Genomic DNA, 22,775 nt, shown 5'->3' on the forward strand with positions numbered 1-22,775 from the left:
TTATCCTTCTAATTCATTAAGCAATTGATCCATCAGGTCGAGGCGATCGTCCTGGGCATCGTGGCCGTTGGCATGGCGGGCATCTAACACCTGCGCCAGGGCGGCAATGGTGGGTGCGGCAAACAGTGACTGCAGATCCGGTCGCACCCCGAACTCTGTCTCCACCCGGCTGATCATCTGCATGGCCAGCAGCGAATGACCGCCCAGTTCGAAGAAGCTGTCTTCGGCTCCCGGACTCAGTTGCAGCAGTTCCTGCCAGATCAACGCCAGCCGGGTTTCGGTTGCGCCTTCTGGCGCCCGGCTGTGGCTTTGTACCGGCAATTCATCGAGTTCCTGCAACAGTACTTTGCGGTCGATTTTGCCGTTGCTGTTGAGGGGCAGTTCCGGTAGCGGAATGATGGCCGTGGGAATCATGTAGCCCGGCAGGCGGTTTTGCAGTTCTGCCTTAAGCGGCTCGGTTTGCAGCAATGCGGCGGCATCGTCGTGTTCAGCGGTGACCCAGGCCAGCAGACGCTGCTGTTCATCGGTTGCCACTACGGCTTCCTGTACCCCGTCACACTGACGCAAAGCGCTTTCGATTTCGCCAAGTTCGATACGGTAGCCACGTACCTTGACCTGGAAATCCCGCCGGCTCAGATACTGCAACGAACCATCCGCCAGCCGTCGCACCAGATCACCGGTGCGGTACATACGCTGACCATCCTGCTGGAACGGGTCCGGCAGAAAAGCTGCCGCCGTCAGATCCGCGGCATGGTCATAGCCGAGCGCCACTCCCTCCCCGGCAATGAACAGTTCACCCACGGCACCGTCCGGTGCCGGCTGCAGATCGGCATCGAGCACATAGCAGCGATTGTTCATCAACGGCCGGCCAATCGGCGCAATACCCTGGATAGCATCATTCAGGGGCTGACTGGTCGACCATACCGTGGTTTCGGTTGGGCCATAGGCATTTATCAGCTGTACGCCCCGGGCCATGAGAGTCCGGCTCAGCTCTGCCGACACCGCTTCACCACCGATCAGACCTCGTATTGGTGGCCATGCTTCGTCACCATCGGCCAGCAGAATCTGCCAGCCTGCCGGTGTGGCCTGCATGACCGTCGCCTGGCGCAACAGCGCCATGAGTTGCCGGCCATCAACAACCTCGGCACGGTCGGCCATCAGGATTGAAGCGCCGTGCAGCAACGGCAGGTAGAACTCCGGTACGCTCATATCGAAGGATGCCGTCGTCACCGCCAGCCAGGTATCGGCCGATGACAGCGGTAACACTTCCGCCAGCGCATGCAGAAAATTATTGAGATTACGCCGGCTGATCATCACGCCCTTGGGTTGACCGGTGGAACCCGAGGTATAAATGATGTAGGCCGGTTGCCAGGGATCGCGTCGTACCTGCGGGTTGTGCTGCCACTGCGAAGGAACGTCGTCGAGTGACCACTGGTCCAGCGGCCAGATCTCTGCGGCGTTGCCATCATCCTCTATCGCTGCCAACCGCCCGGCCAGCGTGCTTTCAGTCAGAATCAGTTCGGGACGGGCGTGGCGGCAGATGTAGTGCAATCGCTCAGCCGGATGGTCCGGGTCCAGGGGAATATAAGTGGCGGCAGCCTTTTGCACGGCCAACAGCGCAATTTGCAGCCAGGGACCACGATGAACGGCAATCGCCACCCGCTGCGGACGTTGTGAACAGGCCAGCAACCGGTGCGCCAACTGATTGACCCGTTGGTTCAGCTGCTTGTAGCTCCACGACTGTTGACGATGAATCAGAGCCACGGCATCCGGGGTACGCGCCACCTGTTGCTCAAAGCGGCTGATGGTGTCTTCCTCGGGATCCAGAGACACGCCTGCGGGATTCCACTGCAACAACCGGGTCAGGTCTGCGGGTTCGTGGAGGGTTAAAGCCGCCATGGGCTGTTCCGGCGCCGACAGCATCTGATCCAACAGCGCCAGATACTGGCGCAGGTAACGCTCGGCCGTGCTTTCAAACAACAGATCGGTGTTGTACTCCAACACCGCACACCAGCGCTCACCACGCTGTTCAAATTGCAGACCAATATCCGCCAGCGCGGTGTGATCGTCACTGTCGATGCGCTGTAACGGCATACCGGCAAACTCGCGTGACTCGTGGTTGCTCACCTGTATCAGGTTGAACATGGCCTGGAACAGTGGCGAACGGGCCGGATCGCGCGGTACTTTCAACAGCTCCACCAACTGCTCAAACGGCAGATCCTGGTGTTGCTGTGCGTCGATCAGCACCTGACGCAGCCTGAGCCAATGTTCGGCGACGGACTGGCTCGACTGTATCGGTGCCCGAATGACCTGGGTCGAGGCAAAGAAACCGATCAGTTGTTCGGTGTGGGGCAGCTGCCGGTTGGCCACCGGCACTCCAAGCCAGACATCCGGCTGCCCGCTGTAACGGGATAACAACCGTTGCCAGGCGCTCAGCAGTGGCACCATCGGCGTCAATGAATAGCGCTGACAGACTTGTTGCAGCTGCGCTATCTGTGGTGCCGATAATTCCGACCGCAGGCGACGACCATGATGACTCTGTTGCGCCGGTCGCGGCAGATCCAGCGGCAAGTCCAGTACCGGTACCTCACCCGCCAGCTGGTGCAGCCAGTAGTCACGCTGCGCGGCCAGGCGCTGCTGGGCAACATCACTGCGCCACCAATGGCTGATATCCACAAACTGCAAGGCCAACGGTGGCAATGGTTGATCCAGATACAGCGCTTCCAGCTCCTGCACAAATACCTGCAACGACCAGGCATCGGCCAGCAAATGATGCATATTCAGTTGCAGTATGGTCTCGTGGTTCAGACGATACAGATCCAATCGCCACGGCGGACCGGAACGCGGGTCCAGTGGCTGATCAGCAGTCGTGGCGAGTACGGTCGGCAAGGTCTCCGCCGTCACCTCGGTCTGATGGATATGCAATGGCAGTTCGATCTGTGCCAGCAGCTGTTGCACCGGACCGTCAGCCGTTTCGTCAAAACGGGTTCGCAGACTGCCCTGACGTTGCACCAGCGCCACTAATGCCTGCCGCAATCGCGGAACATCGAGCGTACCACGCACACGCATGGTCAGATTTAACTGATAAGCCCGGCCGGCACCGCTGAACTGTTCCAGAAACCAGAGCCGCTGCTGGGTTGGGTGCATGGGTAGCGGTTGCAGCGCGGCCTCGTCTTCCAACGCGCTGATCGTCATACTTTGCCCGGCCTGTTGCAGCTGCTCGGCCATGGCATCCAGCCGTGGGTGGGTAAATACCGCCGCCAGCGGCAGGGTCACTGCAAACCGCTCCGCCACCCGGCTGACCAGGCGAGCAGCCAACAGGGAATGGCCTCCAAGGGCAAAGAAATGATCATCCGCGCCGACGTTTTCACAGTTCAGTAGCTCACTCCAGATGGCGGCCAGACGCTGCTGCCACAACGTCTGTAGCGGTTGTCGTTCGGCAGTCGTCCGGTCACTCATCTGCGGTTGTGGCAGTTGCCGGCGGTCCACCTTGCCGTTGCTGTTCATCGGCAACTGCTCAAGCCATTGGTAATGCGCCGGCACCATATAATCGGGCAACGCCGCCGTGAGATGCGCCTGCCAGTCAGCAGTGGTCGTCGGCGCGCCACTCCAATAGGCCACCAGACGGGCATCTTCGCCCTGACCCCAGAGTCGCACAGCGGCGTTGTTCACGCCTTCAAGGCTCAGCATTCTGGCCTCGATTTCACCGAGTTCGATGCGGAAGCCCCGTAGTTTCACCTGAAAATCGATGCGTCCCAGATAATCCAGGGCTCCGGCCGCATTCATCCTGACCCGGTCACCGGTCCGGTACATGCGCGCGCCCGGCTGTTGGCTGAAGGGATCCGGCAGAAACGCAGCCGCAGTCAGATCGGCGGCCCGATAATAGCCACTGCCCAGATTGTCACCACTGAGATACAGCTCTCCGGCCACCCCCTGAGGCACTGGCCGCAGGGCCTGATCAAGCACGTACAGACGGGCTCCCTGACCGGCATAACCAATAGGCAGTATGTCCTGATCGACCTGCTCGACCGGGTAATAACTCGCAAATACGGTAAATTCGGTCGGGCCATAGGCGTTCAGCAGCCGCCCGCCGCGCGCCAGCAACTGGCTGGCTTGTTCGGCATACAGCGCTTCGCCACAGGCAATGAGTTCCATGCCATCAAAACGCAGTCCGGTATGAGCCAGCAACAAACTCCAGGTGGCCGGTGTGGCCTGTAACAGATGGATATCCTGGTCGCTGACCAGCCTGGCAATGGCAGCCGGATCTTTGACAGCAGCGCTGGAGGCAATGACCACATGCGCGCCGACAGTCAGCGGAAACAGCAGTTCGGTAAAGGCGATATCGAAACAATAAGTGGTGAGCCCCAGCACCCCCTGACCCGCCTGCAAATCCAGCTGATGGGCCAGATCAGCAGCAAGGTTATCGAGGTTTCTACGCTGAATGGACACGCCTTTGGGCTGGCCGGTGGAGCCAGAGGTATACAGCACATAAGCCGGCTGAGTGGCACTGACCGGGGTCGCCTGCCAATCAAATCGCTCATCGTCGCCGGCCCAAGGCGACATCATCACGACCGCCGGGTACCAGTCACTCAGACGCTGGCGCAGACTGTCATCGACGATGGCTACGGTTACCGCCGCATGTTCCAGCACATAGGCTGCCCGCTCACGCGGCCATTCCGGTTCCACCGGCACGTAGGCAGCGCCGGCTTTCAGCACCGCCAACATGGCTACCACCAGGGTGACCTCACGTTGCAGGCACAAGGCAACCCGATCTCCTACACCGACGCCCTGTCGGTACAATGCTGCCGCCAGGGCATCACTGTGCCGGTCCAGTTCGGCATAACTGAGTTGATGCGCCGGCCCAATCACCGCCACGGCATCGGCATTTGCCTGCACCTGACGGACAAACCGCTCCAGCAATGCCGGCTGCGGTAACGACGGCTGATCATCGGCAACGGTATTCAAGGTTGCGGCATCCTCCAGTCGCAAGTGTCCCAGACACTCATGGGGATGAGCCAGCAACTGGCTGACGACATCGATGAAGTGCCGGGCCATGGCGTTCATGCGGGCAGCGTCAAACAGATCGGTGCTGTATTCCAGCTGTAGTTGCTGGCCAATGATATCGAGCTTCACATCGCACATGGCGGTGTCGGGACGGTTATCCAGTACCTCAACGTCGATATCCGGTAGCGCGAAGCCACTCAATGCCGGTTCCGGCAGATAGTTGAACAAGGCTTGAAACACCGGATTATGGCTGAGTTGACGTGGCACACCGAGCTGTTCGACCAGATAATCAAACGGCAGTTGCTGATGCGCCTGAGCGGCCAGCATCTGCTGCTGCACGCTGTCCACGAGTTCGGTCACGGTCATGGCCGGCGACAATTTCGCCCGCAACACCAGGGTATTCACAAAACATCCCTGCATCTCATGGGTGTCCACGCTCTCGCGGTTTGCCACTGGCACCCCGATCAGCAGTTCCGACTGGCCGCTGTAATGGGACAACCACAACTGATATGCCGCCATCAACACCGCAAACCGCTGATCGCCGCGGTACTGCTGCTGTAATTGCTGTTGCAGGGTATCGCTCAGCGGCAGTTGCAAACGCCGGCCATGACCGGAAGGGCGCTCTGGCCGTGGACGATCCGCCGCCAGCGTCAGCACCGGCCATTCACCACTCAGTTGCTGCTGCCAGAATTGCAGGGCACCGGTCATCGCCGGTGATTGCATCCACTGCAGCTCAGCCACTGCGTAATCGGCGTACTGCAGCGCTGCCGGTACCGGTTCGGCGTCCGGCTGACGATAGTACTGACAGAATTCCGCGATCAGCTGTTGCAGGCTCCAGGCATCGGCAATGATGTGGTGGCAACACAGCGACAGCACACACTGCTGATCCGCCGTCTGTATCAGCGCGATGCGGATCAATGGTGCCTCATCCAGTTTGAAGGGCTGTTGCGCCTGCTGCCGCAGCAGCGACTGCAAACGCGCAGCTGGATCAACCTCGCCACGCAGATCCAGCTGCGTCAACGGCAGGGTCAGATGCGGCGCGATGTGCTGACAGGGCATTTCTTCGATAACGACAAAACCGGTGCGCAGAATTTCATGACGCGCCAGCAGTTGATTCCAGGCGGCTTCGATGCGTTGTGGCTGTACTTCCCCGGTCAGCCGTACTGCGGCTGCGAGATGCCACACGGCGCTGTCAGGTTCCAGCTGCTGCATGAACCACATCCGCTGCTGAGCATAGGACAACGGAATTCGCGCGCTGCGATCCACCTTCTGCAACGTCAATCGTGCAGCCTCATGCTGGTGGCTCTGCAGCCAGCCGGCCAGCGCGGCAATGGTCGGATGTTCAAAGATCACCCGCAGTGGAACCTCCCGTTGCAGCTGACGACTGAGCTGACCGCTGACCCGGGTGGCCAGCAAAGAATGACCACCCAGTTCAAAAAAGTCTGCTGCGGTACCCACGTTGTCGAGTCCGAGCACGGTTTCCCATACGCTGGCAATGGTCTGCTCCAAGGCATTGGCAGGTGCCACATACTCGGCCTGCTGTACCGCATTGAAATCCACCGCTGGCAGAGCCTGGCGGTCAATTTTGCCGTTGCGGTTACGCGGCAGCTGAGCCAGCGCCACAAATGCAGCAGGGACCATGTATTCCGGCAGGCCGGCGGCGACAAAATCCTTCAGTACCTGCCAGCTCCCCTGCCCGGCCAGTTCTGTGCGCGCCAGTTCACCGGGAACCCCCAGATACGCCACCAGCAGGGTACCGCGCTGAGTGTCTTCGGTGGCCAGCACCACCACTTCCCGAATATCCGGAAACTGTGCCAGCCGGGATTCGATCTCCCCGAGTTCGATCCGGTAACCACGTACCTTGACCTGATAGTCCACCCGACCAACGTACTGTAGCCGGCCATCTTCAAGCCAGCGCGCCAGGTCGCCGGTGCGGTAGAGGCGCTCGCCGGCATTACTGAACGGATTGGGAATGAATGCAGCGGCGGTACGGGCCGGATCATGCAGATATCCCCGCCCCACACCGGTACCGGCCACATACAACTCACCAATGGCGCCCACCGGTAATGGTTGCAGCTGCGGACTGAGCAGATACAGCCGGTTGTTAAGAGTCGGTCGGCCAATGGGAACGTGAGCCAGAGCAGCATCCGTTAGGGCATGAATAGGATAGAACGCCACGTCATCAGAACACTCCGCCGGACCATAGGCATTCATCATCGGAATCTGCGGATAACGCTGACACCATTGCCGCGCCAGCGCCGGTGGCAGAGCTTCGCCCGTTGGCAGAATCCAGCGCAGTGTATCGACCGATGTTGATTGCAACAGCATGCCCTGCATCAGCGCTGGCACCGGTTCAAGAACGGTAATGCCCTTATCGTTGATGGCCGGTACCAATCTGGCCGGATCCTGGCTGATGCAATCAGGCAATATTTCCACCCGAGCGCCAAGGAGCCCGGCAATCAGCAGCTGCCAGACGGAAATGTCAAAACATTGATTGGCGGTCTGGGCAATGACATCGGTGGCGGTCAGTTGCAGCGGTTCAAACTTGCCCAGCATGTTGTTAAGCATGCCCTGGCGGGTAACCATGGCCCCTTTTGGGGTACCGGTGGAGCCAGAAGTGAAAATGACATAGGCCAGTTGCTGCGGCTGAGCACTCTGTACCGGGTTTTCATATCGTTGGGTTGGCGCGCTGTTGGCGTCATAGATCAATGTCTCCGGACACGCTGTGATTCCCTCAAGCGCCCGGGTCAGTAATGTCTGATATGTCGCCGGTGCCAGCACCAGTGCGGTACGGCTGCGGGCGATGACCGTTTGCAGCCGCAAGGGCGGATGTTGTGGGTCCAACGGCAGCCAGGCGGCACCGGCCTTGAGAATCGCCAGGATCATCACCAGCAGGTGCCGGTCACGGTCGGCCAGCACGGCCACTACGCTATCTGCACCGATACCCTGTTGTATGAGAGTATGGGCCAGCCGGTTGGCGCGCTGGTTCAGTTCGTCATAACTGAAACCGGCATCCTGATCATGCACCGCCGGCTGGTCGGGGGCGGCCGTCACCTGCCGTTCAAACAGGGTGACATAGTCATCGCTGATGGCAGCGCTTGCGCCTTCGCCCCAGCACTGCTGAGCTGACAGCTCCACGGCGCTCAACATCGGCAGCGCCGATAGCGGTGCCGATTGATGACTGTCCAGCAATGCGTCACTGTCCAACAAGACATCAGCCAGGCCCAGTAACAGGGACTGATAGTGCGTCAGCATGGTAGTAACGGCGGCGGCGTTGAAATCCGTGGTCTGATAGGTCAATTGCAGGTGTAACTGCTGACCGGGAATGATGACCACCGTCAGCGGGTAATTGGTATGGGTGCGATTGGCAGCCTGTTCGATGATGAATTCCAGATTCTCCTGTTTCAGTCCGGCATCCATGGGCGCGTTTTCGAACACAAACAGACTCTGAAACAAATCCTGCTTCGGTACCTCGCTCCACTGTTGTATATCCGCCAGCGCGCTGGTTTCATGATCCCGCAGGGTCAGGTTTTCCGCCTGCAAGGCTTGTAGCCACGGCTGCGCCGACTGCTGCGGATCAACCCGCCAGCGTAATGGCAGCGTATTAATAAACAGACCGACGATGGCTTCCATGCCCGGCAGATGCGCCGGGCGACCGGCCACCGTGACCCCGAACAACACATCCTGTTCACCACTGTAACGCGACAACAATAGCGCCCAGGCTCCCTGAGCCAGGGTGTTGACGGTAATGCGGGCACTGGCGGCGGCCTGTTGCAGGCGTTCGGTCTGGGCAGCGCTCAACGGTTGCACCACGTCACACACCGGTACCTCGTCTTCATAGGCCATGGCTTCCCGTATGCCAAGGGATGTTGGGGTGTCAAATCCCTGCAAGCGCTGTTGCCAGAAATCACGATGACCGTCCGCCGGTTGCTGACCCAGCCAGTGGATAAACTCTCGATAACGCCGTGGTGCCGGCAACTCCAGCGTTTCGCCACGGCAAAAGGCGCGGTAATAGTTGAGAAAGTCCATCATGATGATGGAGAAACACCAGGCATCCATCAGGATATGGTGATAACTGCGGACAAACTGCCATTCGTGCTGCGCCAGCCGGATCATCCGTACCCGCATCAGCGGTGCCTGGGTAAAAGGCAGCCCCTCACGGCGTTCCTGTGCCAACAGACTTTCCAGTTGTTGCTGCTGTTCGCCGTGATTCAGATGCCGCCAGTCGAGCCACTCAACGGCCAGCGGCCGATGCTTGAACACCACCTGCAGCGGTTGTTGCTGCTGCTTCCAGACAAACGCTGTGCGCAGCAATTCATGGCGCTGCACCACTGCCTGCCAGGCACGCTCGAAGGCTTGCTGATCAAGGTTCTCCATGACCATGACATGGCGGTATTGCAGCAGATACATGCCACTGCCTGGGTTCATCAGGCTATGAAACAGCAACCCTTGTTGCATGGGTGCCAGCGGATACACTGCTTCGATGTTGTTGGCCAGATCCCGTTTTAAACGGTTGTGCGATGGCTGGATCGGGCGGTTCATGGTTGTACCTCGTATGCGGGAGTGGCGAGTAATTCTTCCAGCAATGCGTTGAATGCATCGTCATCAATGCCGGCATCGGGGAAATCAATCGCCGTGGCGCGGCCGTTATGCTCATCCAGGCAATGGTCGAGCAGATTTTGAAGGTGTTCGATAAACCGTTGCGCCAATGCCGGGGTGTCGGTCAATGCGGGGTCCTGACCGGGATAACACCAGTCAACCTGAAGACAGCCGTCAACGATCAGGGCGTTGATATCGAGCCGATGGGAACGCAGATTTTGCGGCGCGCGCATCCCGGGGCACCACAACTGCGCCAGCTGCCACAGACCATCAGCAGCAGCGACAGGTTCCCGGCCCAGGTAGTTGAACGTCACCAGCGATGAATCCGGCCAGGACTGATCAGGGCTCCGGTCAGCCGCGAGATAGCGCCAGAGACCATAGTCGAGACCGTTGCCAGGGATCCGTCGCAGGGTTTCCTTCACGCTGATCAGCGCGGTGGCAATATCGTCCGATACCGTAAATGCTTGCGGATAACGACTGGTAAACCAGCCCACCGAGCGGGACAGGTCAACGTCCGTACCGGGCATTTCGCGGCCATGGCCTTCCAGTTCGATCACGACCTGATCACTGCGCAGCCACTCACCGAGCGCCCTCACCAACGCCGTCAGCAGCAGTTCCGGCACTTGAGTGCGATAGGCCCGATGCGCCTCACTCAGCAGTTGCCGGGTCCGTTCAGCATCGAGATGGACCAGGCAGTGACGGCTGTTGGCATAGGTATTGGTCGCTTCAGCTGTAAAGCCTTGAGCATTTAAAACTTCCGTGGACATCAGTGTCTGGCGCGTCCAGTAATGCTCGCTGGCTGGAGGTAGCCGGTCAGCAGTTTCCTGCAACCGCTGCTGCCATTGGTCTACATCAATCGTGACCGGAGCCAATGCCGATTGCTCATGGCCTCGATACAGATGGGCCAGTTCATCCAGGACGATCTGCCACGAGACTGCATCGATAATCAGGTGATGGGCACAGGCCAGCAGCTGCCGGGTGGCTGGAAAATAGACCAGCCGGATCAGTGGGGCCTGCGACAGCTTGAATCCTGCTTGCAGTTCAGTGAGCAGGGTTTCATCAGGCTGACGCCCCTCTTCCATCACCAGCACTGCCTGCCAGTCCGGCTGCCAGGGCTGGTAGCATTGCCACCATTGCTGCCCATCGTGTTCAAAGCTGAGTCGCAGCGCGGCATGCCGCTGTACCACCATTGCCAGCGCCTGTCGCAGGCGAGTGCAATCAATGGTTTCGGTACATTGCAGCCACAGGGACTGATGCCAATGTTGCGGCTGCGGTTGCGACTGATCAAAAAACCATTGCTGGATCGGCGTCAGCGCAAACCGTTGCGATGACACCACAGCGGCGGTTTGCGCCACCGGTGTCGCCCCGGTCAGTGGTTCGGCCACCTTTGCCAGGGCTGCCATGGTCTGGTGTTCAAAGATGGCTTTTGGCGTCAGTTTGATCCCTGCCTGCCGGGCTTTGGCGATAATCTGCAAACTGAGAATGGAATCCCCGCCCACCTGAAAGAAGTTATCAGTGGCGCGCAAATCGGGCCGGTTAAGCACCTCGCGGGCGATGTTCAGCAACGCCTGCTCCATCGAATCGGCCGGCGGCTCTGCCAATTGCGCTACCTGTGCCAAAGCAGCCACGGTCTGGTGTTCAAAAATGGCCTTGGGCGTCAGTTTGATACCCGCCTGACGGGCTTTGGCGATAATCTGCAGTCCGAGAATGGAGTCGCCACCATGGGCAAAAAAGTTGTCATGGATGCCGAGCTGCGGGCGGTTCAGCAACGCTCGCCAGATCTCCCGCAATGTGGTTTCGGTCTCGCTCAGAACCGTGGCAGTATCGTGTTGCTCCCCTGCTTCGCCGGAGGTCTGTCCATCGAGCGTCAAACTGACGGCATCGACCGGCTGATCAGGATCCGGCAGCGCCTGCCGGTCTACTTTACCGTTGGCCAGCAACGGTATGGATTCGATCAACAGCCAGCGTGACGGCACCAGATAATCCGGCAATTGCGCCTGCATCTCGCGCCAGACCCGGCGTGCCGTGTCGGCATCGGTTCGCAGATAGGCCACCAGACGGTTCTGACCGCGCTCATCGGGTCGATTCACAACCAGTGCATCGGTGATATGTTGCTGTAGCCAGGCGCTCACCTCACCCGGTTCCACCCGAAAACCGCGAATCTTGACCTGAAAATCCATTCGGCCGATAAACCGCAGCCGGCCGTTTTCCATCACCACTTTGTCGCCACTGCGGTACCAGCGGTCAGCATCATCGATAAACCGCTGCGCCGTGAGTTCCGGTTGCCGCCAGTAGCCTTCACTGGACACGGTTGGTCCGGCAATCAGCAGCTCGCCTGGAAATCCCACGGCAACGGGATGCAGACAATCATCCACCACCCGCACCCGGACATTCGCCAGCGGCCGCCCCAGAGTCACCGGTCCGTCATCATCGATGGCATCCGCCAACACGCCGACAGTGGTTTCGGTCGGTCCATAATGATTGACAATACGCAACCCCGGCTGCCGTTCACGCAGTTGTGCCAACAGCGCCGGCGACAGCGCTTCACCGCCACACATCAGAGTGTGTCGGGGTAACAACGCATTGTTCCGGGTCGCGGCCAGCAGCCCGGCCAAATGTGATGGCACAATTTTCAGGCAGTCCACCGGATACTGTTGCAGATGGGCCGTCAGGGCATCGGCATCGTGGGCCAGTTCTTCGTCGAGCAAACGCAGGGTGCGACCGGTCAACAGTGCGCCAAACACGGCGGTATAACCAAGATCGGCACCGTTGCCGGCAAGCGCCGTGAGGCTGGCGACAGCCGGCAGCTGCAAACGCTGCATCACCGCCTCGGCATAATGGATCAGGTTGCCATGGCTGATCACCACGGCCTTGGGCTGACCGGTGGAACCAGAGGTATAAATCAGATAAGCCGGCCGTTCCGGGGCGGGTTTTACCGGTTGCCAGTGTGCCGGGGAATACACTTCAGTCCGATCGGCATTCAGCCAGCGTGGTCCTTCCGGCAACCAATCAGGTTGCGCGCCGTTGCCGATCATCAACCGCAGTCCGGCGTCCTGACAGATAAACGCCAGTCGCACCAGCGGCCAGCCGGCGTCCAATGCCACATAGGCCGCGCCGAGCCGCCAGCAGGCGAACATCCAGATAATCTGGGACAGATCCCGCCTCAGCCAGATACCAACCCGGTCACCGCTCTGGACTCCCAAGGCGGCCAGTCGACCGGCACACTCGTCCACACGGATCCGCATATCGGCATAACTGAGTTGGTCAGCGGCCATGATTAACGCGGTTTGATCACCCCGTTGCTGACATTGGCCCAGCCAGGCCTGCAAGGCACTGTCATGGGTTAAGGATAAGCGCTCACCCAATAGCTCTGAACACTGTTGCCCCGTGGTCAGGGTCAGCTGCGGCAACGTCTGCTGGGGATCACGCAACAACTGCTGCACTACGGTATTCATCATCGCCGCAATCACAGTGACTTTTTCCGCTGTGAAAACCTCCCGGTTGTAGCGCCATTGGCCGGTGAATGCCCGTCGGTTATCAACGATGACCAGGTTCAGTTCATGGGCTGCGCCCCGCTGCCCGGCCATAATTTCCTGTTCAATCAGGGCCTCTTTCAAAGGTTCCGGGCGTTCGCTGTTGAGGGTAAACATGTGCTGAAACACCGGGCTGCGTCCGGCCTGTCGGGGCAGATCGAGCTGTTCCAGCAACTGCGCAAAGGGATAACTCTGATGCTGCATGGCAGCCTGTACCTGCTGCCGGACATGCGCTGCCCAATCGGCAAATACAACACCTTTATCGAGCTGACAATGCAACACCAACGGATTGACCAGATAACCGACCAATCGCTGATGCGCCGGTTTCAGACGCCCCGACCCCGGTGTACCGATGACAAACCGTGATTGCCCGGACAATCGGCCGAGTAACCACTGAAATGCTGCCAACCACCAGACATAGGGTGTCACACCAAGCGTCTGGCATTGTTGTCGCAGACGCTCGGAATCAGTCTCAGACAGGGTAAACTGCAGCTCGCCACCGGCTTGCCCCGTATGGGCGCTGGCCGGCTGATCCACGGGTAATTGCAATTGCGGTACGTCTGCCAGAGTTTGCAACCAGAACTGTCGTTGCTGATCAGCCTGACGCAAAGCGATTTCCTGTTCCGCCAACCAATCCTGATAGCGGTAATTCGATGATAATGACGGTAATTTTCCGGTTTGTATGGCAGTTAACCATTCATGCCGGAGGTGTTCGAACGACATAAAGTCTGCGGCGATATGATGCGCCATCAGCAACAGGTAGCTTTCTTGTCCGTGTGGTTGTTGATGCAGCAATAAATGCGCTCGACAGATATCACCCACTTCCAGCCGGAAAGGCTGATCCGCCAGGTTGGCCAGCAGCTGATGAATTTCCTGCTCGTGCAGGCCTTTGACCCGATGGATCTGCAGCTGCGGCCGACAGGCCGAACCGCCCTCCTGCACCACTTCACCATCCTGTTCGACATAGGCACGGCACAGAATGGGGTAACGCTGCATCAACAGGTCAAAGGTACTGGCAACGACATCCGGCTGCACATGAGGCTGCAACTTAACGGCATAGGCCATGTTGTAAGCATTGCTGGTCGGATTCAGTCGATAGAGGAACCATAACGCCCGTTCATTGGCACTGAGCGCGCGCGCCTCGAATGTCTCTGGGTGCCGTTGCAGATAGTCAATCAGAGCGGGTTTGTGGCTGCGAATGTCGGCCAGCAAGGCATCATCCATGGCCTCTTTGGGGGCTTGAAAACGCAGGCTTTGCTGTTCCACCCAAAGACGAATATTCAGTCGACGACAGCGGTTGATCAGTGAAACCAGCATCAGATCTCTCCCTCGACCATGGCTTCTGTCTGATCCGGTTCAGGCTGCGCAAGCGCCGCCGCAACGGCTTGCGCGAGGGCGCTGATGGTATCGCTTTGCCAGATCAGTTCGGAGTCAATATCCTGCGGCAATGCCTGACTCAGGGCTTCGCTCAGAGTCATGGCATCCACTGAATCCAGGCCGCTCGCAGACAACGGCTGCCCGGTATCGATACTTGTCAGCGGCAATTGCGTCTGCTGTGCGGCCCAATGACAAATCCAGTTTTCGATCGCCCCGGCAGTCACCGGAGCCGCCAATGTCGGAAGCTCCACCAGTGATTCATCTTCCTCCAAAGCCGAGGCCTGCCATTGCCGGATCACTTTCAGTTGATCGGCCAAAAATAACTCCCGACTGCGGAGTCGCTGAATTTTGCCGGAGGTGGTTTTGGCCAGCGATGCCGGAGAAATCAACACCACTGTGGACAGGCTGATATCATGACTTTCGGTAACCACCTGACGAATACGATGGATCAGTTGTTCGAGATCATGACGGCGACTGCCCTGCCGAGTGAGTTCCTGTACCAGCACCAGTTGCTCCGGCTGCCCGGATTGTTGAACGGCAAATACAGCACCACCATGATCGGTCAGATCATCATCCACTGCCTGTACGGTGGCTTCTATGTCCTGAGGAAAATAATTGTTGCCCCGCACGATCAGCATTTCTTTCAGGCGACCACTGACGTACAAGTAACCGTCCCGAATAAATCCCAGATCACCGGTTCGGAAATAACCGGACTCCGCCGCTATGGTCTGATTAAAAACCTGCTGATTGATTTCATCCTTTGCCCAGTAACCGCGGCTGACACTGGTGCCACGAAAACAAATCTCGCCAACCTCGCCTTCAGCCTGCGGTTCCAGGGTAACCGGATCAGCAATGCAGATATCAAGGCCATCATGCAGGCGACCGGAACTGACCCACTGAGCAGTCTCTCCCGACCATACCCGATAACGTTCCTGCGCGGGCGTGGTGGAAACAAACAAACAGGCTTCGGCCATGCCGTAACTCGGTTTCATTGCTTCCGCCGCCAATCCGGTACCGGCAAACGCCTGTTCAAAGCGTTGCAGGGTGGTTGCCAGAATCGGTTCGGCGCCATTGGGAATGACTTCCCAGCAGGATAGATCCAGTGATGCCCGCTGCGCCGGATTAATGCGACTCACGCAGTGATCAAAGATAAAGTTAGGCCCGCCGCTGATAGCAGCGCGGCAATCAGAAATGGTTTTCAGCCATAAATACGGACTTTGTACCACCAATGGTGGTGGCAACAGACGAACGGTTGCCCCACTCAATAACGGAGTCAGCACATAACCGACAAATCCCATATCGTGGTACATGGGTAACCAGGACACACAATTTCGCTGTGCTGAAAACCCCAGTTGCTGCTGAATCATTCGGGCATTGGCCAACAGATTGGCGTGCGACAACATCACGCCTTTTGGCATCCCCGTGGAACCGGAGCTGTACTGCAGAAACATCAGATCGTCCGCCTGTATCGCCGGCCGGCACCAGTCGTTTGCTGCTGCCATATCCCCCTGCGCAGGCACAACCGTTACTTCACACGCTAATGATTCTGACGATAACCATTCCTCGACGGTGCCAACATGCTGGTCCAGGCAAATAATCTGACGGGCCTGACAATCACGCGCCACAGCACTGAGCCTGCCCCAATCGCGCCGACGGGATTGGGGTGGATAGGCGGTTACGGCTACGATGCCGGCATAAACGCAGGCAAAAAATCCGACAATATATTCGATGCCGTTCGGCATCATGAGTACCGCCCGCTCACCAGTATCAAGCTGACGACGCAACTGCACAGCCAATGCCCTGGCGCGCTGATCCAGCTGTGCAAAAGTAATACTGCCAGACACACTCACGCCGTCGGAGGAATACTCAAAACAGGGTTTATCACCATAACCGGCAGCCTGGTTTTGCAAACACTCAATCCAGTCGACCGGGTTATGCCGTGACATGGTTCGACTCCTTTACCAAAGAGCCATTTACGACCGGTTCGGCCATTGCCACGACAATTTTCCGCTCACCCTGAAAACGATTGCGACCATGCGCCACGAGCATATTATCAAGCATCAGGATATCGCCGGACTGCCAGGGAAAACTGACTTGATGGCGCTGCAAAACCTCGCGCACGTGATCCAAGTCGGTTTCATCGATGGCCGATCCATCGCCATAATAAACGTTACGCGGCAAGTCAGCTTCATCAACAATCGACAGCAGAGTTTCGCGAACATGGGGTTGCAGATTGGATACATGAAACAGATGCGCCTGATTGAACCAGACTGTTTCGCCGGTACGCGGATGCACCGACACTGCCTGACAACGCTGACGGGTTCTCAATTCACCATCAGTCTTCCATTCAAATTCTATTTCATTAGCACGACAAAAATTTTCCACCGCTGCGGGATCGTCGGTACTGAAGGCTTTCTGCCATGGAAGGTCAAGGCCGTTACCATAATTACGAACATATAGCAGACCGTTATCGATAAATTTCCGGCGAATAGCGGGGTCGATGGACTGATACACGAGGCGACTGTCGACGATGGGAGTTTCACCTCCCTGTTCAGATGCGGTAATGCAATGAAACCAGATCTTCATCGGCCAGCTGCGGGTATACGCCTGCTCATTGTGTAACGGAATAATCTGATGTGCCGGATATTCAGTGGAGGTATACACACCCGTTCTGACTTCCGCCCGTGGAGTGGAGGCATAGTCATAGTTCAACAACTCGAAACCAAAAGACTGGGCAAACGCCTGAAAATCCTCTTCACCATCCACTTGAAAACCACGCAGCAGAATACCACCGTATTTTTCCAGGTTTTCATGGATGAGGGTATGCAACCGGTCGAGGCAGTTTTTCCATAACACTTCACTATCCGGCTTCACTAAAAAAGGTAAATGTCCTGCAAGTAGCCCTGACTGCACTGCGATCGTTTCACTTTCCGTCATTATTTTTTCCGCCTTGTATGTCTCATTGGTGAACCGCTGCAATCACGACTTTGCCCCATCACAGCAGGTTGCAAATGGTTGATATGTCAATCATCCCGATTCGAATACGGGCATATGATACATATTTGGTACCGAAACTAAATACTATTGATAATTATTTTCATTTAGAGATATGCTATGAAACGAAACGTCGGGCAAACCCGTTAAGAGGCAAACAAGAGGTATAGAGTTTATGAGTTTTGATGATCCGGATACCCACTTCGAAGTTGTGGTGAATCACGAACAACAATACGCCATTTGGCCGTCTTACAAGGACATTCCCGGTGGATGGCAAAAAGCAGGCAAAAGCGGTTCTAAAGACGAATGTCTTTCCTACATCAAGGAAACCTGGACAGATATGCGCCCCAAAAGCCTTAAAGATGCCATGGCATCTAATACTAATGAATGAGCGTGAACCATGGACAACCTCTGTATCAACGATGAGCCCCAGACCACTTCCGGCGTCGCGCTCGAAAACACGGCCGCAGCCCCACTCACCCAATTACGGCAACAATCAGAACGGAATCTTGATAACGATATCTTGCTGGAACGCCAGCAACAGCGCGAATCCAACGCCCGCAGTTATCCCCGCCGGCTACCCCTGGCGCTGGTCCGTGGTCATGGCATCTACGTTGAAGACAGCCGCGGCCAGCTGTACATCGATGCCCTGGCAGCAGCGGGTACACTGGCGTTAGGTCATCATCATCCGGACATACAGGAAGCTATCGGCCATACTTTGAATTGTGGCGTACCGATGCAGACACTGGATCTGACCACACCGGTCAAAGACGCTTTCATCGATCGATTATTTTCTCTGCTGCCGACAGGTTTACAGTCGAACAGCCGGGTCCAGTTTTGCAGCCCCTGCGGTGCGGATGCCGTAGAGGCCGCCATCAAACTGGCCAAAACCGCTACCGGTCGACAAAACGTAATTGCCTTTGCCGGTGCCTACCATGGCATGACTCAGGGCACATTAAGCCTAATGGGCAATCTCGGACCCAAGCGTCATCTGGGCACAACCGTACCGGGCGTGCAGTTTCTTCCCTACCCTCACGCCAGACGGTGCCCGTATGGATTGGGCGCTGCCGGGGTACAGGCCAGTCTCAATCAACTGGACAGCATGCTGACGGATCCGGAATCGGGCGTTCTGCCCCCGGCAGCCGTGATTGTGGAAGCGGTTCAGGGGGAAGCCGGCGCCTTGCCTGCGGATGTAGAATGGCTGCGCGGACTCAGACGACTGACCCGCCAGCACGGCATTGCTCTGATTCTGGATGAAGTACAGGCAGGAATGGGACGCACCGGTCAAGTCTTTGCGTTCCAGCACGCCGGTATCGAACCGGACATGATAGTGCTCTCCAAAGCCATTGGCGGCGGCCTGCCATTGGCACTCCTGGTGTATCACCAAGACTGGGATACCTGGCAGCCAGGTGCCCATGCCGGAACCTTTCGTGGCAACCAGCTGGCTATGGCCACCGGTCAGGTGGTGATGAACTGGCTGTACGACAAACAGCTGCACCTGCACGCCGGACAAATGGGCGAACGGCTATTAGCCAGACTGCGACAAATTCAAAGCCCGATCATCGGTGAAGTTCGTGGTCGCGGTCTAATGGTTGGTGTGGAAATCGTCGACCCGCAACAACCGCAGGATGCGCTGGGCAACTACCCTCTGGATGGCCAGCGAGCCCGTCAGGTTCAACGCCAGGCCCTGACTCTTGGGCTCATTACCGAAGTGGGCGGACGGCATGGCTCCACCGTGCGACTACTGCCACCGCTGATCATTCATGAAACCGAAGTGGACGTGATGGCCGATATTCTGAGCGAGGCAATTATGCGGGCCGAAAACCAATAACCCCTACTCGTCAATCGACTCACTCGATAATGCCGATCGTCAGAATAAGTGAACTGGTTTGATCAAAAAAAGTGAAGGCACCATGCTTGCATGGTGCCTTGTCACGGGCATCTATTTTGGCGACCCTGAACATACTGAATATAAAATCCTGCTGCCGATATTTTTTGATTCTAACGGCTGTGCATTTGAGATCGTTTCCGTCCATACTAAAAACTACCTACTGACAACCAATACCTGACATAGAAAACTGGAAACGTATTCGAGACCTCTCTGTATAATAAGACAGACCTTTACAATCTCAGAAGTGTACAGTAGCAAAGGCCAGCCCTAATAAACACATGTTGTCAAACAGGTTTTTCGATGCGTTCCTAACAAACTACAAATGCGGACGTTACATCTCATCCAATCGAACATCTGTCTAGGAAGAAAAAAATGATAGTTGGAAAACAAGAACTTTATGAAGAAGCAAAGGAATCATTAAGCAGGATGCAGAACTTTGAGGTAGCCACTCTCCCTAGAGTTGAAGATCTTGGTGCCAGGTTAAACTTTAATGAAATAGTTGAACCAGCACAAATATTAATCGATTTATACAAACGGCTATCTGTTACTGCTCTACAAGATTTTCCTGACAACGTGCTCATCAGAATTCGAGATAATTCTAACAATCATTATAATCTATTCACCCAAATAATAGAGTTTGACCTAGAACAACAAGATCCAGTTACCGCAAGAACAAATCTTATTAAGCAAGTAGTAAATACTTATCAACCTGCATTTCAGGCTCTTCATCAATATATTTCGTATTCGCTACACAGGTCTGCTGATTTTCAGCGGCTTGATTCCGACGCAAGAAAAACTCTTCAAGCAATTAAAGATAAATCCAATAAAATATCAAGTGACCTAGCCAAACACGAAGAAGATGCAAAAGCTGTTCTTGAGGAAATCCGGCGCGTCGCAGCGGAAGAAGGTGTTACAAAACAAGCGGCTCACTTTAATGCTGAATTTGAGCATCACACTGTCGAAGCAGAGCGTTGGCAAGGTTATGCAGTCAAACTAGCAATTGGCTTAGGTTTATTTGCTATCATCAGTTTGTTTTTACACAAAATCCCATTTCTCAAGCCCGAGACAACATACGACGCTATTCAGCTATCAATAAGTAAAGTCCTCATCTTCTCAGTTATGGCATATATGTTGTTTCTTTCTGCCAAGAACTTTCTTAACCACAAGCACAACGCAATTATTAATAAGCATCGTCAAAATGCGCTAATGACCCACAGTGCCTTAGTTGAAGCTTCCAGCGACGAAGGTGTACGTGACGCTGTATTGCTTCAAGCCGCAAGTTGCATTTTCTCGCCGCAATCAACAGGCTATGCAACAGGCGGCGAAAATGATTTTGCCAATCAAAAATCTATGGTCGAAATATTGTCTAGACCAACAGTGCAAGCAATGAAAGATGTTAACAAGTAGCTACAGAGAAAGAATTAATCGCTGCGCTCATAATTTTCCTGTGAGCCAGGCATTAGGTAGAAGCAAATATGCAGAATAAGCGTTCGTCAAATACTCCACTTGAGGTTTACTGGGGCAAAAACCAACGGACTTTGGATCTATCACGCATTATTCAGTATTGCATTTGCGACCATATATATTGTTCTATCTCATAAGCCGTTTACGGCACTCTGGTTACTTGCTGCTGCTCTGGCAGTTTTTTTAGTATGCTTAATTACCTTCCCTATTTATCCGCAAATAATGTTCAAGTCGTCGATTCGAACTTTAACCATCGATGAACACAGTATTTCCACCACCATCGGGTCTAAGTCAGGCAATATATCATGGAAGGATGTGGAGCTCATTGAAGACAGGAATGGCTCGGTAGTCATTACAGGAAAGAACAAAAATGCATTTATTGTCCCGCCGAGAGCGTTTGAGGATCATGAAAAACGGGCAATATTCTTACAGGATGCCAATATTTGGAACAAGACTGAAAATGCTTAACAGAGTAATTGCGCGCCAACCCAGCAGGTTGGTTTTGGTTCTCGTTTCGGTGGCGCTACGCGCCTACACTACGGCCGCACGTTGCCGCGTAACGTTTCAAACATGAACATCAAAAATATAAACAAGCAGGCAAAAATATTGATAGATGGCACTTGGCAAAATAGCGCCAAGTGGCATCAAAACTTTGATGAAGCCAGGAGGCTGCTAGAAGGTGCTTTGGCTATGGCTCCTAATGATAAGTCCACACTGATAAACTATGGAACTGTCTTATGTGATATGGGCAATCATAAAGAAGCCACCACGTATCTTAAAAAAGCGATTGACCAAGGCAGTGAAAACAAGCACGCATTTTATAATCTTGGCGTCGCTTTAATTAATTGCTCTACTCACGAAAATGCGATGGTTTATATGAAAAAGGCGAAGTCAAAAAAAGCTGGCGCCTTAACATGGGAGGCATATTTTGATCCAATGGGTCACTAAAAACCAAAGGGGCCTCAAAGAATAGGAATAGTTTTGATGCAGGTGAGGAAGCACCACTCGCAACACCGAAATTTACGGGCGTAAATGAGAATGTAAAACGGGGGCTGACAACATCCTGCGCGAAAATAGGCCATTTCATGCACCCTACTACACTTCCGGTTTGCTTCGGCACTCACGGTCACTAGGCATTTAGGAAGTTATGGAAAAATCAATAACTCTAAATATTCCCCAAGATTTGTCAGATGACGAATGGGAAAAAATATCTGAGATATATCGAAGCATGGATGGTTGGGTTGAAGGTACAAACTTTCCATACTGGTATGGTACGGAACACGAGGATAAATACATTTCCGTTTCTTATGAGCCAAGCGGCTTACTGTTCACGGGCAAAGTAAATGATGATCTTTGGGTTGGTTGGCTCACTCAAATGTGCGCGAAACTTTCAGTCGCGTTAAAAAGAGAAATTCATGATGCTACAATGTAATAAATATCCAACAATCAAAAGTAGTATCACCCTACAGACTGGACGCGCGCACGCCGCACCAAGCCGGAGTTTGAGGCTTTAATTGTATAAAATTCGGAGAAGTTAATGACGTCAAAAGAAGTAGTCATTTCATTTTGGGATGCGATGAAATCCAATGATTTTTCCAAAGCGAGTGAATGGCTTTCCGAAGATTTTGAAGGTCTTTGGCCCCAGAGTTCAGAACTTATTGTTGGAAGGGAAAATTTCACGGCAATAAATAATTATTATCCTGCGAATGGTAAATGGTTATTTGATATAAATTCTATTGTTTGCGAGAACAATACCGTTGTGACGGATGTATCAATAACTGATGGAGAACTCAAAGCGCGCGCAATCACATTTCACACAGTAGAGAATGGTTTAATTATAAAACAAGTAGAATTTTGGCCAGATGATTATCCCGCGCCAGAGTGGCGTTCGAAATGGGTCAAAAGGATCTAGG

The 22,775-nt window shown here is 55.3% G+C and carries 10 protein-coding genes; 6 read left to right on the forward strand and 4 right to left on the reverse strand.

Annotated elements, in window-relative coordinates:
* The 4 genes from ACQY6I_RS07305 to ACQY6I_RS07320 are packed head-to-tail and all read right to left on the reverse strand — an operon-like array spanning position 1 to position 17,450.
* Positions 1-9,546 (reverse strand): amino acid adenylation domain-containing protein, encoded by a 9,546-nt coding sequence (locus ACQY6I_RS07305; protein WP_428240818.1) that lies wholly within the window; start codon positions 9,544-9,546, stop codon positions 1-3.
* Positions 9,543-14,453, reverse strand: coding sequence for an amino acid adenylation domain-containing protein (locus ACQY6I_RS07310; RefSeq protein ID WP_428240819.1), 4,911 nt, complete (start codon positions 14,451-14,453; stop codon positions 9,543-9,545). Before ACQY6I_RS07310 ends, ACQY6I_RS07305 begins: the two co-directional genes overlap by 4 nt.
* A complete protein-coding gene (locus tag ACQY6I_RS07315; protein WP_428240820.1) occupies positions 14,453-16,459 on the reverse strand; it encodes an AMP-binding protein in 2,007 nt (668 codons plus the stop codon). The genes ACQY6I_RS07310 and ACQY6I_RS07315 overlap by 1 nt, the downstream gene beginning before the upstream one ends.
* Entirely contained in the window at positions 16,446-17,450 is a 1,005-nt protein-coding gene (locus ACQY6I_RS07320; protein ID WP_428240821.1) for a TauD/TfdA family dioxygenase, read from the reverse strand. Before ACQY6I_RS07320 ends, ACQY6I_RS07315 begins: the two co-directional genes overlap by 14 nt.
* Before the next feature lie 232 nt (positions 17,451-17,682).
* On the opposite strand from ACQY6I_RS07320, the gene ACQY6I_RS07325 reads away from it, so the two are divergent.
* From ACQY6I_RS07325 to ACQY6I_RS07350, 6 genes are all read left to right on the forward strand, one after another.
* Entirely contained in the window at positions 17,683-17,898 is a 216-nt protein-coding gene (locus ACQY6I_RS07325) for an MbtH family protein (protein ID WP_428240822.1), read from the forward strand.
* 9 nt (positions 17,899-17,907) lie between these two features.
* Positions 17,908-19,338, forward strand: a complete 1,431-nt coding sequence (locus ACQY6I_RS07330) for a diaminobutyrate--2-oxoglutarate transaminase (RefSeq protein ID WP_428240823.1) — start codon at positions 17,908-17,910, stop codon at positions 19,336-19,338.
* Positions 19,339-19,770: 432 nt separating this feature from the next.
* On the forward strand, positions 19,771-20,805 hold the full coding sequence (locus ACQY6I_RS07335) for a hypothetical protein (RefSeq protein ID WP_428240824.1): 1,035 nt from the start codon (positions 19,771-19,773) through the stop codon (positions 20,803-20,805).
* Positions 20,806-21,432: 627 nt separating this feature from the next.
* Positions 21,433-21,810, forward strand: a complete 378-nt coding sequence (locus ACQY6I_RS07340) for a tetratricopeptide repeat protein (RefSeq protein WP_428240825.1) — start codon at positions 21,433-21,435, stop codon at positions 21,808-21,810.
* A 199-nt stretch (positions 21,811-22,009) separates the two neighbouring features.
* The gene (locus ACQY6I_RS07345; RefSeq protein WP_428240826.1) at positions 22,010-22,294 is read left to right on the forward strand and encodes a hypothetical protein; all 285 of its coding nucleotides are present in this window, start codon (positions 22,010-22,012) and stop codon (positions 22,292-22,294) included.
* Positions 22,295-22,399: 105 nt separating this feature from the next.
* Positions 22,400-22,774 carry a nuclear transport factor 2 family protein gene (locus ACQY6I_RS07350; protein WP_428240827.1) on the forward strand — a complete coding sequence of 125 codons (375 nt, stop codon included), beginning with the start codon at positions 22,400-22,402 and terminating at the stop codon, positions 22,772-22,774.
* Position 22,775 lies beyond the last annotated feature (1 nt).

The sequence above is a fragment of the Gynuella sp. genome, from assembly GCF_050297175.1.
In the GTDB taxonomy this organism is placed as follows: domain Bacteria; phylum Pseudomonadota; class Gammaproteobacteria; order Pseudomonadales; family Natronospirillaceae; genus Gynuella.